Origin of the sequence: Streptomyces sp. NPDC049915 (genome assembly GCF_040656475.1) — a bacterium.
Lineage (GTDB): Bacteria > Actinomycetota > Actinomycetes > Streptomycetales > Streptomycetaceae > Streptomyces.
In genome coordinates, this window is the sequence record NZ_JBFAMH010000040.1 from 1 (window position 1) to 21,130 (window position 21,130).

Here is a 21,130-nt window from a genome sequence, read left to right on the forward strand (position 1 = left end):
CCGTATCCTCCATCCGCACCCCCTTGCCCGGCAGGCGATCGAGCATCACCACCAGCGTGGCCCGGCGCCGCGGAGCCGTCGGCCGGCGGGGGCGTCCAGCCTGGCGTCCGGCGTGTCGTCCGGCGCGTCCCGGTCCGGCGGATCCTCCGCGCCCTGCTCGTCGTGGTCGTACGTCCCGTAGGCGTACTCCTGCCCCGCGGGCTCCTCGGCGTGGGCGCGCAGTTGGTCCACGGGCACGCCGCAGCCGGGGCAGGCGAGGGCGCCGTTGAGGTGGCGGTGGCAGGAGTGGCAGAAGTCCATGACGCGGGAAGACTAGGTGCGCCCTGGGTAACGTTCCTAGGCACCGTTGTGAAGGTTGTGTGGGAAGGCAAGGGTCCGCTCACCGAAAGTCTCGAGACCGTTACGCGTTGAACCCCTTGACGGTGGCGGCGCCCCGTCCTTACTGTCACGCCAGCATTTCGAACGTGTGACGAAATCTCGAACAGCGGAGGGCAACTGCCGTGCGCATCACCGGAATCAGCACACACGTGGTCGGCACGCCGTGGCGCAACCTGACCTACGTCCTGGTGCACACCGACGAGGGGCTGACCGGAGTCGGAGAGACCCGGATGCTGGGCCACACCGACGCCCTCCTCGGCTACCTGAAGGAGGCCGAGACCAACCACATCCTGGGCTCGGACCCGTTCGCCGTCGAGGACCTCGTCAAGCGCATGAAGTACGGCGACTACGGGCGGGCCGGCGAGATCGTGATGTCCGGCATCGCGGTCGTCGAGATGGCCTGCTGGGACATCAAGGGCAAGGCCCTCGGCGTACCGGTGTGGCAGTTGCTGGGCGGCAAGGTCACCGACAAGGTCAAGGCGTACGCCAACGGCTGGTACACCACCGAGCGCACCCCGGAGGCGTACCACAAGGCCGCGCAGGGCGTCGTGGAGCGCGGGTACAAGGCGCTGAAGATCGACCCCTTCGGCACCGGGCACTTCGAGCTCGACCACCAGCAGTCCCTGTACGCGGTCTCGCTGATCGAGGCGGTGCGGGACGCCATCGGTCCGGAGACCGAGCTGATGCTGGAGATGCACGGCCGCTTCTCCCCCGCCACCGCGGTGCGCCTCGCCAAGGAGCTGGCGCCCTTCCAGCCGGCCTGGCTGGAGGAGCCGGTGCCGCCGGAGAACCTGAAGGCGCTGGAGAAGGTGGCCGCGAAGGTGGACATCCCGGTGGCCACGGGTGAGCGCATCCACGACCGGATCGAGTTCCGGGAGCTGTTCGACAGCCAGGCCGTGGACATCATCCAGCCGGACCTCGGCCACATCGGCGGCATCTGGGAGACGCGCAAGCTCGCCGCGACCGCCGAGACCCACTACATGCTCATCGCCCCGCACAACGTGGGCGGTTCGGTGCTCACCGCGGCGTCCCTCCAGGTCGGTTTCACCTCGCCGAACTTCAAGATCCTCGAGCACTTCAACGACTTCGCCGACGCGGAGATCAAGAAGGTGGTCAAGGGCGCGCCCGAGGTCGTCGACGGCTACTTCGACCTGTCCGACGCGCCGGGGCTCGGCGTCGAGCTGGACGTGGACGCGGCCGCCGAGTTCCCGCAGCAGCAGGCCCGCTTCGACCTGTGGGCCGAGGGCTGGGAGAAGCGGCAGCCGAAGGGCGCGCAGTGACCGTCCACGTCGTCATCGAGGCGCCCGGCGAGCACCGGCTCACCGCGCACACCCCGCGTGAGCCGGGGGCCGGCGAGGCGCTGGTGCGGGTGCACTCGGTCGGGATCTGCGGCAGCGACCGCGAGGTCTACCAGGGCAACCGGCCCGAGGGGTACGTCCGTTACCCGCTGACGCCGGGTCATGAGTGGTCCGGGACCGTCGAGGCCGTGGGCCCGGGTGTCCCGGCGGGTCTGACCGGCCGCAAGGTGGTCGGCGAGGGCTTTCGCAACTGCCAGGTGTGCGACCGCTGCCACGCCGGCGAGACCACCCTGTGCACCGACGGCTACGAGGAGACCGGGTTCACCCAGCCCGGCGCGATGGCGCCGACGCTGACCCTGCCGGCCCGCCTGCTGCACGTGCTGCCCGACGACGCCGACCTGACGGCGGCCGCCCTGCTGGAGCCGGCCGCCTGTATCGCGGCCGCCGCGCTGAAGGCGAACGCCCGGCCCGGCGAGCGGGTCGCTGTGGTCGGCACCGGAACGCTCGGCATGTTCGCCGTGCAGTTCCTGCGCGCCGGCTCCCCGGCCGAACTGCTGGTCGTGGGCACCAGGAGGGACCGGGAGGCGCTGGCGCGGCAGTTCGGCGCCACCGACTTCCGCACCAAGGAGCAGGAGCTTCCCGGCGACTTCGACGTCGTGATCGAGACCGCGGGGTCCGCCGACGCCGCCCGCACGGCCGCCGCGCTGCTGCGGCGCGGCGGGCGGCTGGTGCTGACGGGCATCCCGGCGCCGGGCGCCGACGGACTGGACCCGACCGATCTCGTCGTACGGCAGCTGGAGGTGCACACCGTCTTCGGGGCGCCGCCGGACGCGTGGTCGCACACCGTGCGGGTGTTCGCGGCCGGGCTGCTCGACCCGGTGCCGCTGGTGACGCACGAACTGTCGCTCGCCGAGTTCCCGCGGGCCATGGAGCTGGTGGGGTCCGGCGATCCGAAGGTGGGCAAGGTTCTTCTGCACCCCTAGTGCACCGCTCCGCCGAAGACGTACGCCGGTACGGGGGCGACCTGACGGTCTCCGTACCGGCGTACCACCAGCCCCGCACGCCATGAGCCGCGAACCTCGTCCGACATATCGAACGTCCAGGTCTGCTGGACACCAGGACACTAAGGACAACTGTGACCGACGCTTCCGCCACGGCAGCCCGTCGCCCCGGTGAGCCCGCGCTCACCGCGCTCGGCCTGGGCGCGCCCGCCCCCGACCCCGCCGACGCCTCGCCGTACACCTTCCCCGGCGGCGGCCGCTGGCGCACCGAGATCCCCTCGTGCGAGGGCCCCGAGGCACTGGCGGTGGTGCTGAAGGAGGCCTCTCGGCTGGACGTGCCGATCCACCGCATCAGCCAGGGCAGCGGCGTGTGGATGCTCAGCGACGCCGAGATCACCGAAATGGTCGAGGCCACCGCCGAACGTGACATCGAGCTGTGCCTGTTCACCGGGCCGCGCGGCACCTGGGACATCGGCGGCTCGACCCGCACCGACTCGCGCGGGGCCGGGCTGCGCGCCCGCGGCCACGACGCCGTGGCCGGCTGCGTCGAGGACGCGGTCCGCGCCACCGAGCTGGGCGTCAAGTGCCTGCTGGTGGCCGACGAGGGCGTGCTGTGGACACTGCACCGGGCGCGCGTGCAGGGCGTCATCGCGGCCGACACGACCCTGAAGGTCTCGGCGCTGATCGGCCCCGTCAACCCGGCGGCGTACGCGGTCTACGAGCGGCTCGGCGCCGACTCGGTCAATGTGCCGAGCGATCTGACGCTGGACCACCTGACCGAGATCCGGCGGACGTCCGCCGCACCCATGGACATGTACATCGAGGCGCCGGACGACCTGGGCGGTTATGTCCGGATGTACGAGGTGGCCGAGCTGATCCGGCGCGGCGCTCCCCTGTATCTGAAGTTCGGCCTGTCCAAGGCGCCCGCGATCTACCCCTACGGCCACCACCTGCGGGAGGTCACGCTGGCCACGGCCAAGGAGCGGGTGCGGCGCGGCCGGCTGGCCCTGGACCTGCTCGCCCGGCACGGAGCCGGCGACGACATGGCTCCGCTGGGGTCCCGGCTGCCCGGCGAGCTCCAGCGGTTCGAAACACGTTCATAAATTTTCGCAACTGCCTCTTCACAGAAGACGACGTAGCCGAACACAATCCCACACGTCTGTTCGTCCCCTTTCCCCGCACCACCGTTCGCCGGTTCCCCCCGCACCACCTCCTGACAGCGTTGCCGCACAGCCGCCGTCGGCCGTGCTCGACATCAAGGAAGACGCCATGCGCAACCGCAGAGCCGCACTGACCGCGATAGCCGGAGCCGCCTCGCTCGCCCTCACCCTGACCGCCTGCGGCCAGAGCGGCGAGGGCGGCAGCAAGGAGGACTCGGGGTCCGCCAAGGGAGGCACGATCGGCATCGCGATGCCGACGAAGTCCTCCGAGCGGTGGATCGCCGACGGCAACAACGTCAAGAAGGACCTGGAGTCCAAGGGCTACCAGACCAAGCTGGTCTTCGGGGAGGACGACCCCGACCAGCAGGTCTCCCAGATCGAGAACCTGATCACGCAGGGCGTGAAGGCCCTCATCGTCGCCGCCATCGACAACAAGTCCCTGGGCAACGTGCTGCAGCAGGCCAAGGACGCGAACATCCCGGTCATCGCCTACGACCGGCTCATCCTCGGCACGGCGAACGTCGACTACTACGCCTCCTTCGACAACGAGAAGGTCGGCCAGCTCCAGGCGAACTACATCGCCGACAAGCTGGGCCTGAAGAGCGGCAAGGGGCCGTTCAACATCGAGCTGTTCGCCGGCTCCAACGACGACAACAACACCAAGTACTTCTTCAACGGCGCGATGAGCGTCCTGAAGCCGTACATCGACAGCAAGAAGCTCGTCGTGCGCTCCGGCCAGACCTCCCTCAACCAGGTCACCACCCTGCGCTGGGACGGCGCGACCGCCCAGCGGCGCATGGACGACATCCTGACCAAGTCCTACAAGAGCGCCCGCGTCGACGCCGTCCTGTCGCCGTACGACGGCATCTCCATCGGCATCCTGTCGGCGCTGAAGTCCGACGGCTACGGCTCCGCGGGCAAGCCGCTGCCGGTGCTGACCGGCCAGGACGCCGAGCTGGCCTCGGTGAAGTCCATCATCGCCGGGCAGCAGACGCAGACCGTCTACAAGGACACCCGTCAGCTCGCCAAGGTCGCCTCCGGCATGGTCGACGCCGTGCTGAACGGCAAGAAGCCCGAGGTCAACGACAGCAAGACCTACGACAACGGCGCCAAGGTCGTGCCCGCCTATCTGCTGCAGCCGGTGAGCGTCGACAAGACCAACTACGACAAGGTCCTGGTCGCGGGCGGCTACTACACCGCCGGCCAGCTCAAGTAACCGGGCACCGAGAAGGATTGGAAGGCACGACCATGGCGGGACCCGTCCTGGAAATGCGCTCGATCGTCAAGACCTTTCCCGGTGTCAAGGCGCTGTCCGACGTCACGCTGACCGTCCGCCAGGGCGAGGTCCACGCCATCTGCGGGGAGAACGGCGCCGGGAAGTCCACCCTGATGAAGGTGCTCTCCGGCGTCCACCCGTCCGGCAGTTACGAGGGGGACATCCTCTTCGAGGGAGAGGTCTGCCGGTTCAAGGACATCCGGGCGAGCGAGCAGCACGGCATCGTCATCATCCACCAGGAGCTGGCGCTGGTGCCGTATCTGTCCATCGCCGAGAACATCTTCCTCGGCAACGAGCACGCCCGGCGCGGCCTCATCAACTGGAACGACACCCTCAGGCACGCCACCGAGCTGCTGCGCCGGGTCGGTCTCGACGAGCACCCCGAGACGCGCGTCGCCGACATCGGCGTCGGCAAGCAGCAGCTGGTGGAGATCGCCAAGGCGCTGTCGAAGAAGGTGAAGCTGCTCATCCTCGACGAGCCGACGGCGGCGCTCAACGACGAGGACAGCGGCAAACTGCTCGACCTTATCCTTCAGTTGAAGGGCCAGGGCATCACCTCGATCATCATCTCGCACAAGCTGAACGAGATCCGCAAGGTCGCCGACTCGGTCACCATCATCCGCGACGGGCGTTCCATCGAGACCCTGGACGTGAAGGCGGCGGAGACGACCGAGGACCGGATCATCAGCGGCATGGTCGGCCGTGACCTGGACAACCGCTTCCCCGAGCGCACTCCGCACGAGCCGGAGGCCGGCGCGGCCCCGGCGCTGGAGATCCGCAACTGGAGCGTGCACCACCCGATCGACCAGCAGCGCAAGGTCGTCGACGACGTGTCGATCCAGGTGCGCCGCGGGGAGATCGTCGGGATCGCCGGCCTGATGGGCGCGGGCCGCACCGAGCTGGCGATGAGCGTCTTCGGTCGCTCTTACGGCCGCTACGCCGGCGGCACGGTCCTGAAGGACGGCAGGGCGATCCGCACGAAGACCGTCGCGGAGGCGGTCGAGCACGGCATCGCGTACGTCACCGAGGACCGCAAGCACTACGGCCTCAACCTGATCGACACGATCAACCGCAACATCTCGCTGACCGCGCTGAAGAAGGTCGCCAAGCGGGGCGTGGTCGACGAGCACGAGGAGCGGCAGGTCGCCGAGGGCTTCCGGAAGTCGATGAACATCAAGGCGCCGACCGTCTTCGAACCGGTGGGCAAGCTGTCCGGCGGCAACCAGCAGAAGGTCGTCCTCAGCAAGTGGATCTTCGCGGGTCCGGACGTGCTGATCCTGGACGAGCCCACACGCGGTATCGACGTGGGCGCCAAGTACGAGATCTACACGGTCATCGACCAGCTGGCGGCGCAGGGCAAGGCGGTCGTCTTCATCTCCTCCGAGCTGCCCGAGCTGCTCGGCATGTGCGACCGCATCTACACCATGGCCGCCGGACGGCTCACCGGCGAGGTCCCGCGGGCCGAGGCCACGCAGGAAGTGCTGATGCGCCGGATGACGAAGGACACCCAGGACGAAGAGGTGACGCGATGAGCACCGAAGTGACCAAGAGCCCGGTGGCCGCACCGCCGGGCGGCGGCCCGGCCCAGGGCGCGGCGGGCCAGAACCTGCTGCAGCTGGTGGTGGGCGGCCTGCGCCGCAACATGCGCCAGTACGGCATGCTGCTCGCGCTCGGCCTGATCGTCGCCGTCTTCGCGGTGTGGACCGACGGTGACCTGCTGCTGCCGCGCAACGTCTCCAACCTGGTGCTGCAGAACAGCTATGTGCTGGTCCTCGCGATCGGCATGATGCTGGTGATCATCGCCGGTCACATCGACCTGTCGGTGGGCTCGGTCACCGCGTTCGTGGGCGCCTTCGCGGCCGTGCTGACGGTGGAACACCATGTGGCGTGGCCCGTCGCCGTGGTGCTGTGCCTGCTGGCCGGCGCGGTGGCCGGCGCGGTACAGGGCTACTTCATCGCCTATCTCGGCATACCGTCGTTCATCGTCACCCTCGCGGGCATGCTGATCTTCCGCGGTTTCACGGAGATCCTGCTCCAGGGGCAGACCCTCGGTCCGTTCCCCAACGGCCTGCAGAAGATCGGCAACGGCTTCCTGCCGGAGGCCGGCCCGCACACCAACTACCACAACATCACGCTGCTGCTGGGCATCGCGCTGATCGTCTTCTCGGTGGTCCAGGAGGTCCGGGACCGCAGGCGGCAGCGGGAGTTCTCCCTCGACGTGGTGCCGCGCAACCTCTTCCTGCTGAAGCTGGTCGCCATCGTCGCCGCGATCCTCGTCGTCACGATGCTGCTCGCCAGCTACAAGGGCGCCCCGATCGTGCTGCTGATCCTGGGCGTGCTGGTCGTCGGCTACGGCTACGTCATGCGCAACTCGGTGTTCGGCCGGCACATCTACGCCATCGGCGGCAACCTGCCCGCCGCGAAGCTGTCGGGCGTCAAGGACAGGAAGGTCACCTTCTTCGTCTTCCTGAACATGGGCGCGCTCGCGGCCCTGGCGGGGCTGGCGATCGCCGCCCGGCTGAACGCGGCGTCCCCGAAGGCGGGGCTGAACTACGAACTCGAGGCGATCGCCTCGGCGTTCATCGGCGGCGCGTCCATGAGCGGCGGTGTGGGCACCGTCCTCGGCGCGATCATCGGTGGTCTCGTCCTCGGTGTGCTGAACAACGGTATGAACCTCCTGAGTGTCGGCACCGACTGGCAGCAGGTCATCAAGGGCTTCGCCCTGCTGGCGGCGGTCGGGTTCGACGTGTGGAACAAGCGCAAGTCCGGTTCGTGAGTCACCGGGGCCCCGCCGCACCGGCGGGGCCCCCTCCTTTGACGTCGTATGAGGAGCCGCACCTATGGAACTGAACAGACGCACGGTCATCGCCTCGGCAGCGGCCGCGGGCATCGCCGCGACGGCACTCGGCACCACCGCCGAGGCCGCCACGGGATCCGCCTCCCCAGGCCGCAGGCCGGTGAAGGAACACTTCGGCACGCTCGCCGACGGCACGAAGGTGTACCGCTGGTCGCTGGAGAACGGCGGCACCCACCTGAAGGTCCTGTCCTACGGCGGGATCGTGCAGTCGCTGGAGATACCCGACCGGCACGGCCGCCGCACCAACGTCTCCCTCGGCTTCGACAACCTCGACGACTACGTGGCGTCGAGCCCGTATTTCGGCGCCCTGATCGGCCGCTACGGCAACCGCATCGCCAAGGGCCGCTTCACCCTGGACGGCACGAACCACCAACTGTCCGTGAACGACGGCGAGAACAGCCTGCACGGCGGCGCCAAGGGCTTCGACAAGCGGGTGTGGGACGTGGAGCCCTTCGCCTCCGGCTCCGACGTCGGGCTGCGCCTGCACCGCACCAGTGACGACGGCGAGATGGGCTACCCGGGCACGCTGCGGGCGACCGTGACGTACACCCTCACCCGGGGCGGCGACTGGATCATCGACTACGCGGCCACCACCGACAAGGCCACCGTCGTCAACCTCACCAGCCATATGTACTGGAACCTGGCCGGCGAGGGCAGCGGCAGCATCGAGGACCACGAACTCCGGATCGCCGCCTCCCGTTTCACGCCCACCCACGCGGGCCTGATCCCCACCGGCGAGCTGGCGAAGGTCGCGGGCACCCCCTTCGATTTCCGTCGTGCCAAGCCGGTCGGCCGGGACATTCGGGCCGGGCATCCGCAGCAGGTCCTCGCCAAGGGCTACGACCACAACTGGGTTCTGGACAAGGGCATCACCGCCGAGCCCGAGCACGTCGCGACGCTGCGCGACCCCTCCTCCGGCCGCACCCTGAAGATCGCCACCGACCAGCCGGGCCTGCAGTTCTACTCCGGCAACTTCCTCGACGGCACCCTCACCGGCACGTCCGGGCGCACCTACCGGCAGGGTGACGCGCTCTGCCTGGAGACGCAGCACTTCCCGGACTCCCCGAACCAGCCGGCGTTCCCCTCGACGGTGCTGCGCCCGGGCGAGACGTACCGCACGCGGACGGTCCACCGCTTCTCCGCGTGAACCCGGCGCTGCGGCGAGAGCGTTGAACAGCGCCCCACCGGCCTGCGTACACAAGGGCGGCCCGTGCTCCTCCGGCACGGGCCGCCCTTGGACACGGAGGCCTCCCTTGGCAGACAACGTCACCTCGCTGTTCCGTGAGCACGCCGCGCACAGTCCCTCGATGGCGGCGCTGACGCGGGAAAGCGACGGGGCGGGACCACTGGACTTCTGCATCCCCTGCAATCCGTACTTCCCCACCCCCGCGATGTTCGAGGAGCTGGCGGCCCGGCTCCACGAGATCCTCACGTACTACCCGAGCGGCGCGGAGACGATCACCGCCGAGCTGTGCGATCTGCTGCGCCTGCCGCCGAGCTGCGTGGCCATGGGCAACGGCTCCACGGAGCTGATCACCTGGATCGACCATCTGCTGGTCCGCGAGTCCCTCGCGGTGCCGGTGCCCGCCTTCGGCCGCTGGACCGACCAGCCGATGGAGACCGGCAAGCGGGTCGACATGTTCCCTCTGCAGGAGGCGAACGGCTTCGCCCTCGACCTGTCCCGCTACACCGACTTCATCCGCACCCGCGGCAGCCGCGTGGCGGTGGTGTGCAACCCGAACAACCCGGACGGCGGCTACCAGCACAAGCAGGCGCTGGTGGCGTTCCTGGACGCGATGGCGGACCTGGACCTGGTGGTCGTGGACGAGTCGTTCCTTGAGTTCGCGGACGCGGAGGCGGACCCCTCCGTGGTCCAGGAGGCCGTGCTCCGCCCGAACGTGATCGTCCTGCGCAGCCTGGGCAAGAACTTCGGGCTGCACGGCGTCCGCTTCGGCTACCTGGTGGCCAACCCCGCGCTGGCCGGCCGGGTCAGATCGATGCTGCCGAAGTGGAACCTCAACTCCTTCGCCGAACACGTGGTGTTCATGCTGCGGGAACACGGCCGGGAGTACGCGCGCAGCCTTCAGCAGGTCCGCCGCGACCGTCAGGAGATGACGGCCGCGCTGTCGGCCCTGCCGGGCCTGACGGTCTACCCCTCCCAGGCCAACTTCCTCTTCGTGCGCCTGCCCGTGGGCGCCGAGGGCACCGTGGTGCGCGACCGGCTGCTCACCGGGCACCGGGTCCTGGTCCGCGAGTGCGGCAACAAGATCGGTTCCTCCAGCCGCTTCCTGCGGCTCGTGGTGCGCCCCCAGGCGGACGTGCGCCGGCTGGTGTCCGGCCTGGAACAGGTGCTCTACGGGACGACGTCCCGGGAGGAGTCCGCCGCGCCCGAGCCGTTCACCGGGAACGGCTACAGCTCGGGCACGGCGGCGGTGGACCGGCTGGTCGGGCAGACCAACGGCACGGGCGTGCCGCTCCCGCCGGCCCAGCCGTGGCCCCAGCCGCTGCCCCCGGTGGGGGTCCCGGCCCAGGGCGGCCTCACGGCGGCCCAGGTGCGCGGTACGACGGGCCTGCCGGACGGCCTGACGGCGGCACCGGCGGCGGGCTGGCCGAACGCGGCGGGCATGGGCCGGGCGGGCTGAACCGCCGGCCGCGTCAGTAGGCGACGGGCCAGCCGCTGCTCCAGTTCAGCAGGTTGATGCCGAGCTTCGGGGTGCCGTTGTCGTTGCCGTCGTAGTAGTGGTAGACGATCAGGTCCCCGTCGACGTCCTTCATGACGGACTGGCCGCCGGGTCCGATGACGCTGCCGTGGGACTCCAGCACCGGCGTCCCCCCGTTGTTCATGAGGGCGACGCCGTTCTTGTCGTAGTACGGCCCGGTGACGGAGGTGCCCCGGCCGACCTTGACCTTGTAGGTGGAGCCGGTGCCGGCGCAGCAGGTGTCGTAGGAGGCGAAGAGGTAGTAGTACCCGTTGCGTTTGACGACGAAGGGCGCCTCGACGGCCTTGGTCCCGGTGGGCCGGGAAGCGAGGGAGTACCGGGTGGTGTCACCGGCGTACTGCTTCCCGGTGGCCGGATCGACACGGATCATCTTGATCCCCGTCCACCAGCTCCCGAACGACAGCCACCACTTCCCGTCGTCGTCGACGAAGAGGTTCGGGTCGATGGCGTTGTAGTCGCTGGAAGTGGTGGAGGTGTAGACGACGCCTAGTCGCTCCAGGAGCCGGGGAGCCCGGTGGTGGAGGCCGCGAGCCCGATCGCGGAGGTGTTGTACCCGAACTTCGAGACGGCGTAGTACATCAGGTACTTGCCACCGTGGTAGGAGATGTCCGGTGCCCAGGCCTCGGTGTTGTACGACGACCACCAGGCGGGCTTGGTGGCGAAGGCGTCGGCACCGGCCGTGAACGCGGTCCGGTCGGTGGAGGTCCGGTACGCGAGCCCGCCTCCGGTGGCGTACAGCAGATAGCGCCCGCCGGACGTACGGACCATCGACGGGTCGTGCACGACGGTGCTGCCGGAGACGGTGCCGGGGTTGGGGTACGCGGAGGCGGTGCCGGGGACGAGGGCGAGGAGGAGGGCGGCCGGGACAGCGAGGAGGGCGGCTCTCCGGGACGTGCGGCTCATGGGGACGCTCCTTCGGTGGGGGTCCGCTGTTCGGTATTGCGAACGATGATCGCGCCATCGGACGGGACCGTAGAGTCGAAGGCGGTGCGCGTCAATGGTTCACGCAGCAACGAAAGTTCGGCCCGGACGGTCTTGCCGGGCGGCGGATCCCGGTCCACCACGTCCCACCGCTCGGCGAGCGCCTCGACGAGCAGAAGTCCGCGCCCGGTGTCGGCCGGCGGCGAGGCCGGCGGGATACGGCCGGGCGGGGGCGGCTGGGTTTCGGAGCGGGTGTCACTGACCTCGATCCGGAGCCGGCCGCCACCGAGGACGAGCCGCAACTCGAAGTCCCGCCCCGGTACGCGTCCGTGGGTCACGGCGTTGGCCGCCAGCTCGGCGACGACCACGGCGGCCGCGTCGGAGGTGCGGGTGCCGTGCGGGATCCCCCAGTCGTGCAGCTGGTTCAGGGCGAGATGCCGGGCGAGCCGGGCGCCGCGAGGGGTGGCACTGAGGCGCTGGGTGAACACACGTACGGTAACCGGGGTTTGGGGCGTGGCGGGTCTCGTCATGCGCCCAATCTGGCGGGCGGGAGGCGAGTTCTCCAGGTGAGGAGCGCGTACGGTGCGGGGGCGTACGCGGCGACAGGGTGGACAGCACGCCTCACTGAGCGTGACCATCAGTGGGGAGGTGATCGACAGTGGTCGATGGTGAGTCCTCGGACAGCCTGCGCACGTTCGGGGCGATGGTCCAGGCGTTACGGGAGCATGCCGGGCTGAGCCGGGAGGAGTTCGCGGAGCTGGTGCGGTTCTCCAAACACACGGTGGCGTCGGTGGAGCTGGGCCGTCGTATGCCGGATCCGGCCTTCGTGGAGCGGGGTGAGGAGGCCACGGGCAACACGGGCGCGCTGCGCGGGGCGGCGGCACATCTGGCTCGGCAGCCGGGCCTGGCGGCGTGGTTCCGGCAGTGGGCGCGGATGGAGCGGGTGGCCATCACTCTGTACACGTACGAATGCCGGTTGATTCCAGGGCTGTTGCAGACGGAGGCCTATGCGCGGACGTTGTTCACCCAGCAACTGCCTCCGCTGGACGACCAGCAGATCGAGGAGCAGTGGGTCGCTCGAGCGGAACGGCAGGAGCTGCTGCGGACACGGCCGAACACCACGTTCGGCTTCATCCTGGAAGAGCATTTGCTCAGGCGGCGAACGGGCGGCCCCCTGACCACGACGCAGCTGATCGACCACTTACTGCACCTGGCCATGTTGCGGAACGTCGAGATCCAGATCATGCCGACGGAATGCGAATGGCATGCCGGGCTCGACGGCCCCATGCAGTTGCTGGAGACTCCGGAGAACAGGTGGTTCGCCTATTGCGAGGGACAGCGAGGCGGACTGCTCGTTTCCGACCCCAAGGAGCTCAGCGTTCTCCAGAAGCGTTATGTCAGGATGCGGGCACAGGCTCTCACCGTCCCGGACTCCGTGAGCCTGTTGCGGCGGATGCGAGGAGACCCATGAGCACCAGCGAGCCGACCTGGTTCAAGTCGAGCTACAGCAGCGGCGGCGACGGCGACTGCGTCGAGGTCGCCCTCACCCCCGCCCGCGTTCACGTCCGCGACTCCAAGGACCGCGACGGGGGCGACTTCGCCGTGTCCGCCGGGTCCTGGGCCGAGTTCCTCAGCTACGTGAGCGAAGGCTGACGCCTCAGCGCCTCAGGAGTTCGGGCACTCCTTCCACGCCAGGTGGTAGACCGTGCTGATGTCGCCGTCCGTCGAGTCCATCGTCATGAAGCTGACCTTGCCGGGCGCCGACGTGCCGGCGCTCACCCGCAGCTCCGTGTTGATGTTGAAGTTGCGCTGGACGCCGCAGGGGGCCCACACCAGCTGGGCCCAGTCCGTGGTGTCGGTGGCCTGCCAGTTGTCGTTGTAGGGGCCGGTCAGCGGGTGGTTCCGGTAGACCGTCTGCGAGGAGCCCTGGAAGTAGTACGAGGCTCTCTGCGCGCCGCTCGCGCCCTGCTGGAGTGCGGCGAAGCCGCGGTAGTCGGCGCTGGCGACGGCGTAGGTGAAGCCCTGGGGGACGTGCACGAGGAGGTTCAGCTGGCAGTTCTTGCGGAACGCCGTCGGGTCGGAGTTGCCGCCCGTCTGGGCCAGGTAGTCGCTGTAGGTCACGGTGAAGGCCGTGTTGTCCTCGGAGACGGCGACCGCGGTGGTGCCCTGGGGGCAGCCGGAGCCGTTCACCGTGGCGACCTTGATGACGATCTTGTCCGGGGGCGGGTCGGTGAACCCGGAGGACGGGTGCTGTGCCGGTAGTGCCGTGCCGAGCAGAGCGGCGAGGACGCCGCTCAGGAGGAGTCCACCGGTCATGGTCTCTCCGTCCGTTCGCTGGGGGGTGGCTGTGTCGCACTGACTGTCGGGGATGTGTGAGGGATCCGTGAAGGCGGCCTCCGGCCATTCGCGGCGTCCTCCTGTGACACGGCTGTGACCGGAGTTATGGCTTCCACCACAGCCGGGGGCCGGGGCGGGCTTCAAGATCAGCGGATGCACAGACCCCGCTTCCCCTCCTCCTCCGTGACAGGTGCCCTCGTCACCGCCCTCGCCGCCCTGGGCGTCGTCGGTGGGGTGCTCGTCGGGTGGGGCGGGCTCGACACCGTCAACGGGTGCGGGTATCCGGACAATCCCTATCCGTCCGAGACCGCGCGGGACTGGGTGGCGTACGCCGACGTCGTGGTCGTCGGGCAGGCCGTGGGCGAACGGGAGAGCGGGCGGCGGGAGCTGCCCCCGGGCCCCTACCGGTACGCCGTCGAGCGCACCGTGCGCATCCGCGCCGAGTCCGTGCCGTACGAGTCGAGGGAGCGGTCGCATCCGGCCGTCGGCGCGGCCTTCGACTACGTGGCGCCCGGCTGGAAGATCACCCGCGGCAGCAGGGCCCGGGTGGACGTGCTGACGGGGGACGCGCCCCGGGTCGTGCCCGGTCACACCTACATCCTCGCCCTGCGCCACCGCGAGGGGCGGTGGGTGGCCCTCGGCGAGGGCGGCGTCGTGCCGTTCGACGGGCATGTGGTGGGGCGCGGGGAGTGGTGCGGGCAGGTCGTCGGCACCGACGGGTTCGCCCACGGGGAGCGGCTCGACCGGCGCGACGACCACAGCCTGGAGAAGGCCCTGCTGGGACAGGGCGACCAGGCGCTCGTCCGTGCCCTGCGGGACGCCCGGCGGCCCTAGCTCAGCACCTCACGGGTTCTCCCACGCCGCCGGTTCCGCCGCCAACTGCCGTACCGGTTCCGGGAGGGCGTCGGCTGCGATGTCGGCGACCGTGACGCCCTCGAGGATCCTGCGGACGTTGGCGCGCAGGGCGATCCACAGCGGGAGCAGGGGCTGGGCGCTGCCGGTGTAGGTCAGGCCGGTGGGGCGTTCGCCGCGGACCGAGACGATCGGGCCGTCCACGGCCCGGATGACGTCCGCCACCGTGACTGCGGACGCCTCCCGGGCCAGCCGGTAGCCGCCGCCCCCGCCGCGCCGGCTGTCCACGATGCCGGCGCGGCGCAGGTCGCCGAGGATCCCCTCCAGGAACTTGTGCGGGATGGCCTGGGCCGCGGCGATGGCCTCCGCCTTCAGCGGGTCGTCGCCCTCCTGCCGCACGGCCAGTTCCAGCACCGCCCGCACCGCGTAGTCAGCCCGCGCCGAGATCCTCATGCGTTCATTGTGGCGCGCGCAGCCGTGGTTGCTACGCCAGCCTGATCACGTTCCACGACAGCGGCTCCAGTACGGCCGTCAGCCGGCCGTCGGCGAGAGTCGTGCCGTCGACCTGGTGCGGGACGACCCGCTCGGGCTCGGTGAGCGTGTTGCGGGCGTCCGGGTCGGCGTCGGCGAGGGCGCTGTGCTCGACGACCCGGGTCAGGTCCAGGCCGCTCAGGGCGACGTGCAGCGGCAGCGGCTCGGTGCGGCCACGGTTGACCGCGAAGACGGTGACGGCGCCGTCCTCGGCGCGCACCGCGGTGGCGTGCAGCAGGTCGGCCTCGCCGTACTTGGCCGTCGTGTACGTCGGCGAGTCGACGCGGACGTCCAGCACCTGCCCGCGGCCGTACTTCGACGCCTGCGCGAAGGGGAAGTACGTCGTCTGCCGCCAGGCCGGGCCGCCCGGCTCGGTCATGATCGGGGCGATGACGTTGACCAGCTGGGCGAGGCAGGCGACGGTCACCCGGTCCGCGTGCCGGAGCAGGGCGATCAGCAGGGAGCCGAAGACGACGGCGTCGGTGACGCTGTAGTTGTCCTCCAGCAGACGCGGCGCCTCGGGCCAGTCCTCCGGCGCGAAGGTCTTGGCCCGCTCCTCCCAGCGGGTCAGGTACCAGACGTTCCACTCGTCGAAGGACAGGTTGATCTTCTTCTCGGACTTGAGCCTGGCACCGATGTGGTCGGCGGTCGCGACGACGTTCTCGATGAAGGACTCCATGTCGACCGCGGAGGCCAGGAAGGAGTCGACGTCGCCGTCGAGCGGCTCGTAGTAGGCGTGCAGGGAGATGAAGTCGACCAGGTCGTAGGCCTCCTGGAGCACCTCCGCCTCCCACGCGGCGAACGTGGGCATGGCCTGGCTGGAGGAACCGCAGGCGACCAGTTCGACGGACGGGTCGATCTGGCGCATGGCGCGGGCGGTCTCGGCGGCGAGGCGGCCGTACTCGGCGGCGGTCTTGTGGCCGGTCTGCCAGGGGCCGTCCATCTCGTTGCCGAGGCACCACAGCTTGATGCCGTACGGCTCCTTGTCGCCGTGGGCGGCGCGCAGGTCGCTGAGCGCGGTGCCGGAGGGATGGTTGGCGTACTCCTGGAGCTGGAGCGCCTCGGCGACGCCCCGGGTGCCGAGGTTGACGGCCATCATCGGCTCGGCCTGGGGGCCGATCTTCTTCAGGAAGGCGATGTACTCGGACAGGCCGAAGCGGTTGGACTCCGTCGAGTGCCAGGCGAGGTCGAGGCGGCGCGGGCGGTCCTCGACGGGACCGACGGAGTCCTCCCAGCGGTAGCCGGAGACGAAGTTGCCGCCGGGGTAGCGGATGGTGGTGACGCCGAGTTCCTTCACGAGCTCCAGTACGTCTGTGCGGAGGCCTTCGGCGTCCGCGGTGGGGTGGTCGGGTTCGTAGATACCGGTGTAGACGCAGCGGCCGAGGTGTTCGACGAAGGAGCCGAAGAGGCGGGGGTTTACTTCGCCGATGGTGAAGGCGGGGTCCAAGGAGAATCGGGCGGAGTGCAATGTTCGCCTTTCCGAGTGGGTGGTTCTGTTGCGTGAGCGACTACCGGTTCGTTGTGGCTGGTCGCGCAGTTCCCCGCGCCCCTACCGGAGTTCGGGCCAGCCGGAGTCCCAAGACACCTTGTTCAGGCCCAGCTTGGGTGTGCCGTCGTCCGTCGCGTCGTAGTAGTGGTACGCCAGCCAGTCCTGGCCGGCGTCGCGGAAGACGGACTCCCCGCCGGTGCCGACGTAGCGGCCGTGGCCGGCGAGGAGGAGGTCGCCGCCGCCTTCCAGCAGGGACTTGCCGGTGCTGTCGGCGTACGGGCCGGTGACGGACGTGGAGCGGCCGACGCGGATCTTGTAGGTGGAGTTCACTCCGGCGCAGCAGGCGTCGTAGGAGGCGAAGAGGTAGTAGTAGCGGCCGTGGTGGACGATGTACGGGCCTTCGACGGCGTAGGGGGCGTCGGGGCGGGTGGCCAGGTGACGGACCTCGGCGCCGGGGATCGCCTTGCCGGTCTTCGGATCGAGCTGGACCATGCGGATGCCGGTCCAGTAGGAGCCGAAGGCCATCCACAGCTTGCCGTCGGCCTTGACGACCGCGGGGTCGATGGCGTTCCAGGCGTCGGTCTTCTCGGAGCTGAAGACCTTGCCGTGGTCGGTCCAGGTGCCGGGCAGGCCGGTGGGGGACGTGGCGACGCCGATCGCGGAGTGGTTGGTGCCCCAGGAGGAGACGGCGTAGTAGAGCCAGTAGCGGCCGTCACGGAAGGAGATGTCGGGGGCCCACGGGTCGCCGGTGTCGTTGTACTCGTACCACCAGCTCGGCGGGGTCGCGAAGGCGTTGCCCGCGTCGTCCCACTGCTTGCGGTCCTTGGAGAGGCGGGCGCCGATGACGCCGCCGGTGGAGTAGGCGACGTAGCCGCCGGACTCGAGGCGGATGACGGTGGGGTCGTGGATGATCTGCTGGCCCGTGATGGGCTGAGGGTCGGGGTAGGTGACGTCCGCGCTTGCCGTGGCCGGGATCAGGGCGATGACGGCGGCGACGCCCGTCGCGAGTCGCGTGCGCTTCAACTCAAGTGCTCCTCGGGAGTTCTCACTGTCCGGCGAGGCCGGTGTGCGCGACACCCGCCACGATCTGGCGCTGGAAGAAGACGAAGACGACGATCAGCGGCAGGCCGGCCATCAGGCCGCCGGCCATGAGCTGGGCCCACTGGATGCCGTAGGAGTTCATGACCGTGGCGATGCCGTTGGGCATGGTCATCAGGTCGGGGTTGTTGGTCACCATGTAGGGCCACAGGAAGTTGTTCCACGAGGCGATGAAGGTGAAGATGCCGACCGCGGCGAGCGAGGAACGCGACAGCGGCAGGACGACGGTGAAGAAGACCCGCCAGCGGCCGGCGCCGTCGATGAAGGCGGCCTCCTCGAGTTCGCGCGGGATGCCCTGGAAGAACTTGTAGAGGATGTAGACCATCGCGGCGGGCGCGCACTGCGGCAGGATCATGCCCCAGTAGGTGTCGACCATCCCCATCTGCTGGACCGTGGTGAACAGGGGCACGCCCAGCACCGCCGGGGAGACCATCAGCCCGGCCATCACGACGCCCATCAGGACGCTCTTGCCACGGAACTCGGTGCGGGCGAAGCCGTATCCGGCGAGCGCGCTCACCATGAGCACGATCGCGGTGACACAGACGGAGACGACGAGGGAGTTCACCAGCCAGTCGGTGATGTTGCCGGTGTCGAAGAGGGCCTTCCAGGCCTGGCCGGTGAAGTGCTCGGGCAGCCAGTGCGGCGGGATCTCGGCGGCCTCGGCCTCGGACTTCAGCGAGGTGAGCAGGGCCGCGCCGATCGGCGCCACGAAGAGCGCGGAGACGGCGACGCCGAGCAGGGTGAGGACGATCTGGCTGGGGGTCCAGCGCTTGCGGACCTTGGTGCGTACGGTCGACGTGGCGGTGGTCATCGGCCGCCCTCCTCACGGTTGCGCAGCAGCCACATCCGCGCCAGGGCGACGACTGCGATGATCACGAAGAAGATGATGGAGATCGCGGAGGCGTAGCCCACGCGGTAGCTGGTGAAGCCCTGTTCGAGGGTGTACTGCACGAAGGAGCGGGTGCTGAGCTCGGGTCCGGGGCCGAAGTCCATCATCACGACGGCCTGGTCGAAGAGTTGCAGCGAGGCGAGGATCTGGAGCGCGACGATCAGGCCGGTGATGTGGCGCAGCATCGGCAGGGTGATGTGGACCATGCGGTGCCAGGCGTTGGCGCCGTCGAGCTTGGCGGCCTCGTAGAGGTGGGCGGGAATGCCCTGGAGGGCGGCGAGGTAGAGCAGGAAGGAGAAACCGACCGTCCACCACAGCGTCTCGATGACGATGGCGAGCATCGCGTACGACTTGTCGGTCAGCCAGGGCGTGTCGATGCCGAGGGTCTGGTTGAACAGGCCGATGCCCTGGGTGAACAGCCACTGCCACATGTTTCCGGCGACCGTCGACGGCAGCAGGAACGGGGCGAAGAAGCACAGCCGCCACAGCCACTTCCCGCGCTCGATGTGGTGGGCGAGCATCGCCAGCAGGAAGGCGAGGACGGTGATGCAGGGGACGACGAGGAGGGTGAAGTACGCGCTGTGGCCGAGCGCGTCCCACATGGCGGCGTCGCCCAGGGCCTCGCGGTAGTTGTCGAGGCCGAGGAAACGGGCGCTCTCGCCGGAGACGTTGGCGTCCGTGAAGCTGAGGTAGATGCCGCGCAGCAGCGGCCAGATCACGAAGAGCACGAAGAGCGCCAGGAACGGGGCGACGAACCAGCCGCCGTGCTGGAATCCCTGCTTGCGGCGGAGGGTCGCGCCGGCGGTGGCGGTCGTCGCCCGCACCGGGGGAATGACGGTTTCTGCGCTGGTCGTCGTCATGCGACGGCACCTCCCTGCGCGGCGGTGTGGCCGTCCATCGGGTTCTTCGAGACGAGGAGCTTGACGAGTTCGGTCTTCATCCGGCGCGCGACCGTGTCCGGCTTGGCGGAGCCCATCGTCGAGGAGACGACCATCGGGCCGAGGTCCTGGGCGAGGATGCCGGTGGAGCCCGCGAACCACACCTTCGGCTCGGTGGCCTGGTGGTCCATGGCGCTGACGTACTCGTGCTGCGGGGTGAGCTTCTGGTACGCGGCCGTGGACAGCGTCGGTGTGTAGGCGGGGATGTGGCCGCCGGCCGCCCACTGCAGGGCGTGCTTGACGACGTACGCGGCGAGCCGGTGGGCGCCCTCGTTGGTGGCGCCGCCGCGGCCGGACTGGTGCGGCAGCACGAAGGAGTGGGACTCGGCGTGGGTGGCCCGCTTGCCGAAGACGGGCGGCAGCGGGGTCGCCCCGTAGTCCAGCTCGGCGCCGGAGAAGACCGGCACCGACCAGTTGCCCTCCCAGGTGAAGGGGGCGCCGTTGACGAACTGCTCGCCGGTGGGGGCGCCGGGGATGACGTATCCGTCGGTGACGTGGCGGCGCAGGAACTCCAGGACCTCGGTGGCCTTGTCGGCGTCGAAGGTGACCTCGGTGTTCTCGGCGTTGAACCAGGTGCCGCCGAGCTGGGTGTAGAAGGCGGTGAAGAACCACCACTGGAAGTTCTGGTCGTTGGTCCACAGGCCGATGGTCTGCAGGCCGCCCTTGGTGACCTTCTTCGCCTTCTTCAGGACGTCGAACCACTCGGTGGTGGAGGTGACGGGGACGAGCCGGCCGTCGTCGCCGATCAGGTCCGCCTTCTTCAGCACGTCCCTGCGGTAGAAGCAGAGCTGGACGTGGATGTCGAGCGGGAGGGCGTAGAGCTTGCCGTCGATGACGGCGCGCTTCCACAGGGCGGGGTTGAAGTCCTTCTCGTGGATGCCGTACTTGGCGAGCAGGCCGACGTCCCACGGGTCGAGCAGGCGGCCGGGCGAGAAGCCGGTGACACGGCCGAGGTGCATGACGCCGAGTTCCGGTGCGCGGTTGCCGGCGGCCGCCATGGCGAGCTTGGTGTAGAAGGGGTTGCCCCACTGGAGGGTGGAGTCCTTGACCGCGACGTCGGGGTTCTCTCTACGGAAGGCGTCCAGCATGGCGATCATGTTGGAGCCGTCGCCGCCGCTGAAGAGGTTCCAGTAGCGCACGCGGGTGCGTGCGCCCGCGGCGAGCGCGTCGGCGCCCGTGCCGAGGGCCGCGAAGCCGAAGCTGCCCGCGGTGGCGAGGCCGCCCGCGGTGGCCAGAAGGTGCCTGCGATTCAGGCCAGGTCGTCCCATTGCCTGCCCTTACGTTTCGAGGGCGTCGTGCCCTTTTGCCCGCAGCGCCATCCCCGTATGTTCGATATTTCGGATGACGCTCGTAACTTCGAACGGGACCGTAAGGTCGGAGCGCCG

At 69.5% G+C, this 21,130-nt stretch carries 20 protein-coding genes and 1 pseudogene; 11 read left to right on the forward strand and 10 right to left on the reverse strand.

Going from position 1 to position 21,130, the window contains the following annotated elements; genetic code table 11:
* Nucleotides 1–45 precede the first annotated feature (45 nt).
* The gene (locus AB0J12_RS36595; protein ID WP_363269044.1) at nt 46–300 is read right to left on the reverse strand and encodes a hypothetical protein; all 255 of its coding nucleotides are present in this window, start codon (nt 298–300) and stop codon (nt 46–48) included.
* A gap of 200 nt (nt 301–500) precedes the next feature.
* Here AB0J12_RS36595 and AB0J12_RS36600 point away from each other — a divergent pair, with 200 nt between their 5' ends.
* From AB0J12_RS36600 to AB0J12_RS36635, 8 genes are all read left to right on the forward strand, one after another.
* Complete coding sequence (locus AB0J12_RS36600; protein WP_363269045.1) at nt 501–1,658, forward strand: mandelate racemase/muconate lactonizing enzyme family protein; 1,158 nt, start codon at nt 501–503, stop codon at nt 1,656–1,658.
* Nucleotides 1,655–2,659 carry an alcohol dehydrogenase catalytic domain-containing protein gene (locus AB0J12_RS36605; protein ID WP_363269046.1) on the forward strand — a complete coding sequence of 335 codons (1,005 nt, stop codon included), beginning with the start codon at nt 1,655–1,657 and terminating at the stop codon, nt 2,657–2,659. Before AB0J12_RS36600 ends, AB0J12_RS36605 begins: the two co-directional genes overlap by 4 nt.
* A gap of 152 nt (nt 2,660–2,811) precedes the next feature.
* A complete protein-coding gene (locus AB0J12_RS36610) occupies nt 2,812–3,780 on the forward strand; it encodes a hypothetical protein (RefSeq protein ID WP_363269048.1) in 969 nt (322 codons plus the stop codon).
* Nucleotides 3,781–3,946: 166 nt separating this feature from the next.
* Nucleotides 3,947–5,053, forward strand: a complete 1,107-nt coding sequence (gene chvE / locus AB0J12_RS36615) for a multiple monosaccharide ABC transporter substrate-binding protein (protein WP_363269049.1) — start codon at nt 3,947–3,949, stop codon at nt 5,051–5,053.
* 32 nt (nt 5,054–5,085) lie between these two features.
* Nucleotides 5,086–6,645, forward strand: a complete 1,560-nt coding sequence (gene mmsA / locus AB0J12_RS36620; protein ID WP_363269050.1) for a multiple monosaccharide ABC transporter ATP-binding protein — start codon at nt 5,086–5,088, stop codon at nt 6,643–6,645.
* Nucleotides 6,642–7,889, forward strand: coding sequence for a multiple monosaccharide ABC transporter permease (gene mmsB / locus AB0J12_RS36625; RefSeq protein WP_363269051.1), 1,248 nt, complete (start codon nt 6,642–6,644; stop codon nt 7,887–7,889). Before mmsA ends, mmsB begins: the two co-directional genes overlap by 4 nt.
* Nucleotides 7,890–7,953: 64 nt before the next feature.
* Entirely contained in the window at nt 7,954–9,117 is a 1,164-nt protein-coding gene (locus AB0J12_RS36630) for an aldose epimerase family protein (RefSeq protein ID WP_363269052.1), read from the forward strand.
* Between the two features lie 106 nt (nt 9,118–9,223).
* A complete protein-coding gene (locus AB0J12_RS36635) occupies nt 9,224–10,612 on the forward strand; it encodes a histidinol-phosphate transaminase (protein ID WP_363269053.1) in 1,389 nt (462 codons plus the stop codon).
* A 13-nt stretch (nt 10,613–10,625) separates the two neighbouring features.
* On the opposite strand, the pseudogene AB0J12_RS36640 reads toward AB0J12_RS36635, so the two are convergent.
* A pseudogene (locus AB0J12_RS36640) lies at nt 10,626–11,593 on the reverse strand (arabinan endo-1,5-alpha-L-arabinosidase).
* Nucleotides 11,590–12,141 carry an ATP-binding protein gene (locus AB0J12_RS36645; RefSeq protein ID WP_363269054.1) on the reverse strand — a complete coding sequence of 184 codons (552 nt, stop codon included), beginning with the start codon at nt 12,139–12,141 and terminating at the stop codon, nt 11,590–11,592. The pseudogene AB0J12_RS36640 and the gene AB0J12_RS36645 overlap by 4 nt, the downstream one beginning before the upstream one ends.
* Nucleotides 12,142–12,314: 173 nt before the next feature.
* Here AB0J12_RS36645 and AB0J12_RS36650 point away from each other — a divergent pair, with 173 nt between their 5' ends.
* Together AB0J12_RS36650 and AB0J12_RS36655 are read left to right on the forward strand one after the other, a co-directional pair.
* Nucleotides 12,315–13,082, forward strand: a complete 768-nt coding sequence (locus tag AB0J12_RS36650) for a helix-turn-helix transcriptional regulator (protein ID WP_363269084.1) — start codon at nt 12,315–12,317, stop codon at nt 13,080–13,082.
* Nucleotides 13,079–13,264 (forward strand): DUF397 domain-containing protein, encoded by a 186-nt coding sequence (locus AB0J12_RS36655; RefSeq protein WP_363269055.1) that lies wholly within the window; start codon nt 13,079–13,081, stop codon nt 13,262–13,264. The genes AB0J12_RS36650 and AB0J12_RS36655 overlap by 4 nt, the downstream gene beginning before the upstream one ends.
* A 12-nt stretch (nt 13,265–13,276) precedes the next feature.
* Here the strand turns inward: AB0J12_RS36655 and AB0J12_RS36660 are convergent, their stop codons facing one another.
* On the reverse strand, nt 13,277–13,927 hold the full coding sequence (locus AB0J12_RS36660; RefSeq protein WP_363269056.1) for a DUF4360 domain-containing protein: 651 nt from the start codon (nt 13,925–13,927) through the stop codon (nt 13,277–13,279).
* A 174-nt stretch (nt 13,928–14,101) separates the two neighbouring features.
* On the opposite strand from AB0J12_RS36660, the gene AB0J12_RS36665 reads away from it, so the two are divergent.
* Nucleotides 14,102–14,782, forward strand: coding sequence for a hypothetical protein (locus tag AB0J12_RS36665; RefSeq protein WP_363269057.1), 681 nt, complete (start codon nt 14,102–14,104; stop codon nt 14,780–14,782).
* Between the two features lie 9 nt (nt 14,783–14,791).
* Here the strand turns inward: AB0J12_RS36665 and AB0J12_RS36670 are convergent, their stop codons facing one another.
* The 6 genes from AB0J12_RS36670 to AB0J12_RS36695 all read right to left on the reverse strand — a co-directional run bounded on the left by AB0J12_RS36670 (nt 14,792) and on the right by AB0J12_RS36695 (nt 21,013).
* Entirely contained in the window at nt 14,792–15,253 is a 462-nt protein-coding gene (locus tag AB0J12_RS36670) for an Rrf2 family transcriptional regulator (protein WP_363269058.1), read from the reverse strand.
* A gap of 31 nt (nt 15,254–15,284) precedes the next feature.
* Nucleotides 15,285–16,799, reverse strand: a complete 1,515-nt coding sequence (locus AB0J12_RS36675; RefSeq protein WP_363269059.1) for an alpha-N-arabinofuranosidase — start codon at nt 16,797–16,799, stop codon at nt 15,285–15,287.
* A gap of 81 nt (nt 16,800–16,880) precedes the next feature.
* A complete protein-coding gene (locus AB0J12_RS36680; RefSeq protein WP_363269060.1) occupies nt 16,881–17,843 on the reverse strand; it encodes an arabinan endo-1,5-alpha-L-arabinosidase in 963 nt (320 codons plus the stop codon).
* Nucleotides 17,844–17,865: 22 nt separating this feature from the next.
* On the reverse strand, nt 17,866–18,729 hold the full coding sequence (locus AB0J12_RS36685) for a carbohydrate ABC transporter permease (protein WP_363269061.1): 864 nt from the start codon (nt 18,727–18,729) through the stop codon (nt 17,866–17,868).
* Nucleotides 18,726–19,667, reverse strand: a complete 942-nt coding sequence (locus AB0J12_RS36690; protein ID WP_363269062.1) for a sugar ABC transporter permease — start codon at nt 19,665–19,667, stop codon at nt 18,726–18,728. The genes AB0J12_RS36685 and AB0J12_RS36690 overlap by 4 nt, the downstream gene beginning before the upstream one ends.
* On the reverse strand, nt 19,664–21,013 hold the full coding sequence (locus tag AB0J12_RS36695; protein WP_363269063.1) for an extracellular solute-binding protein: 1,350 nt from the start codon (nt 21,011–21,013) through the stop codon (nt 19,664–19,666). The genes AB0J12_RS36690 and AB0J12_RS36695 overlap by 4 nt, the downstream gene beginning before the upstream one ends.
* Nucleotides 21,014–21,130: the final 117 nt, after the last annotated feature.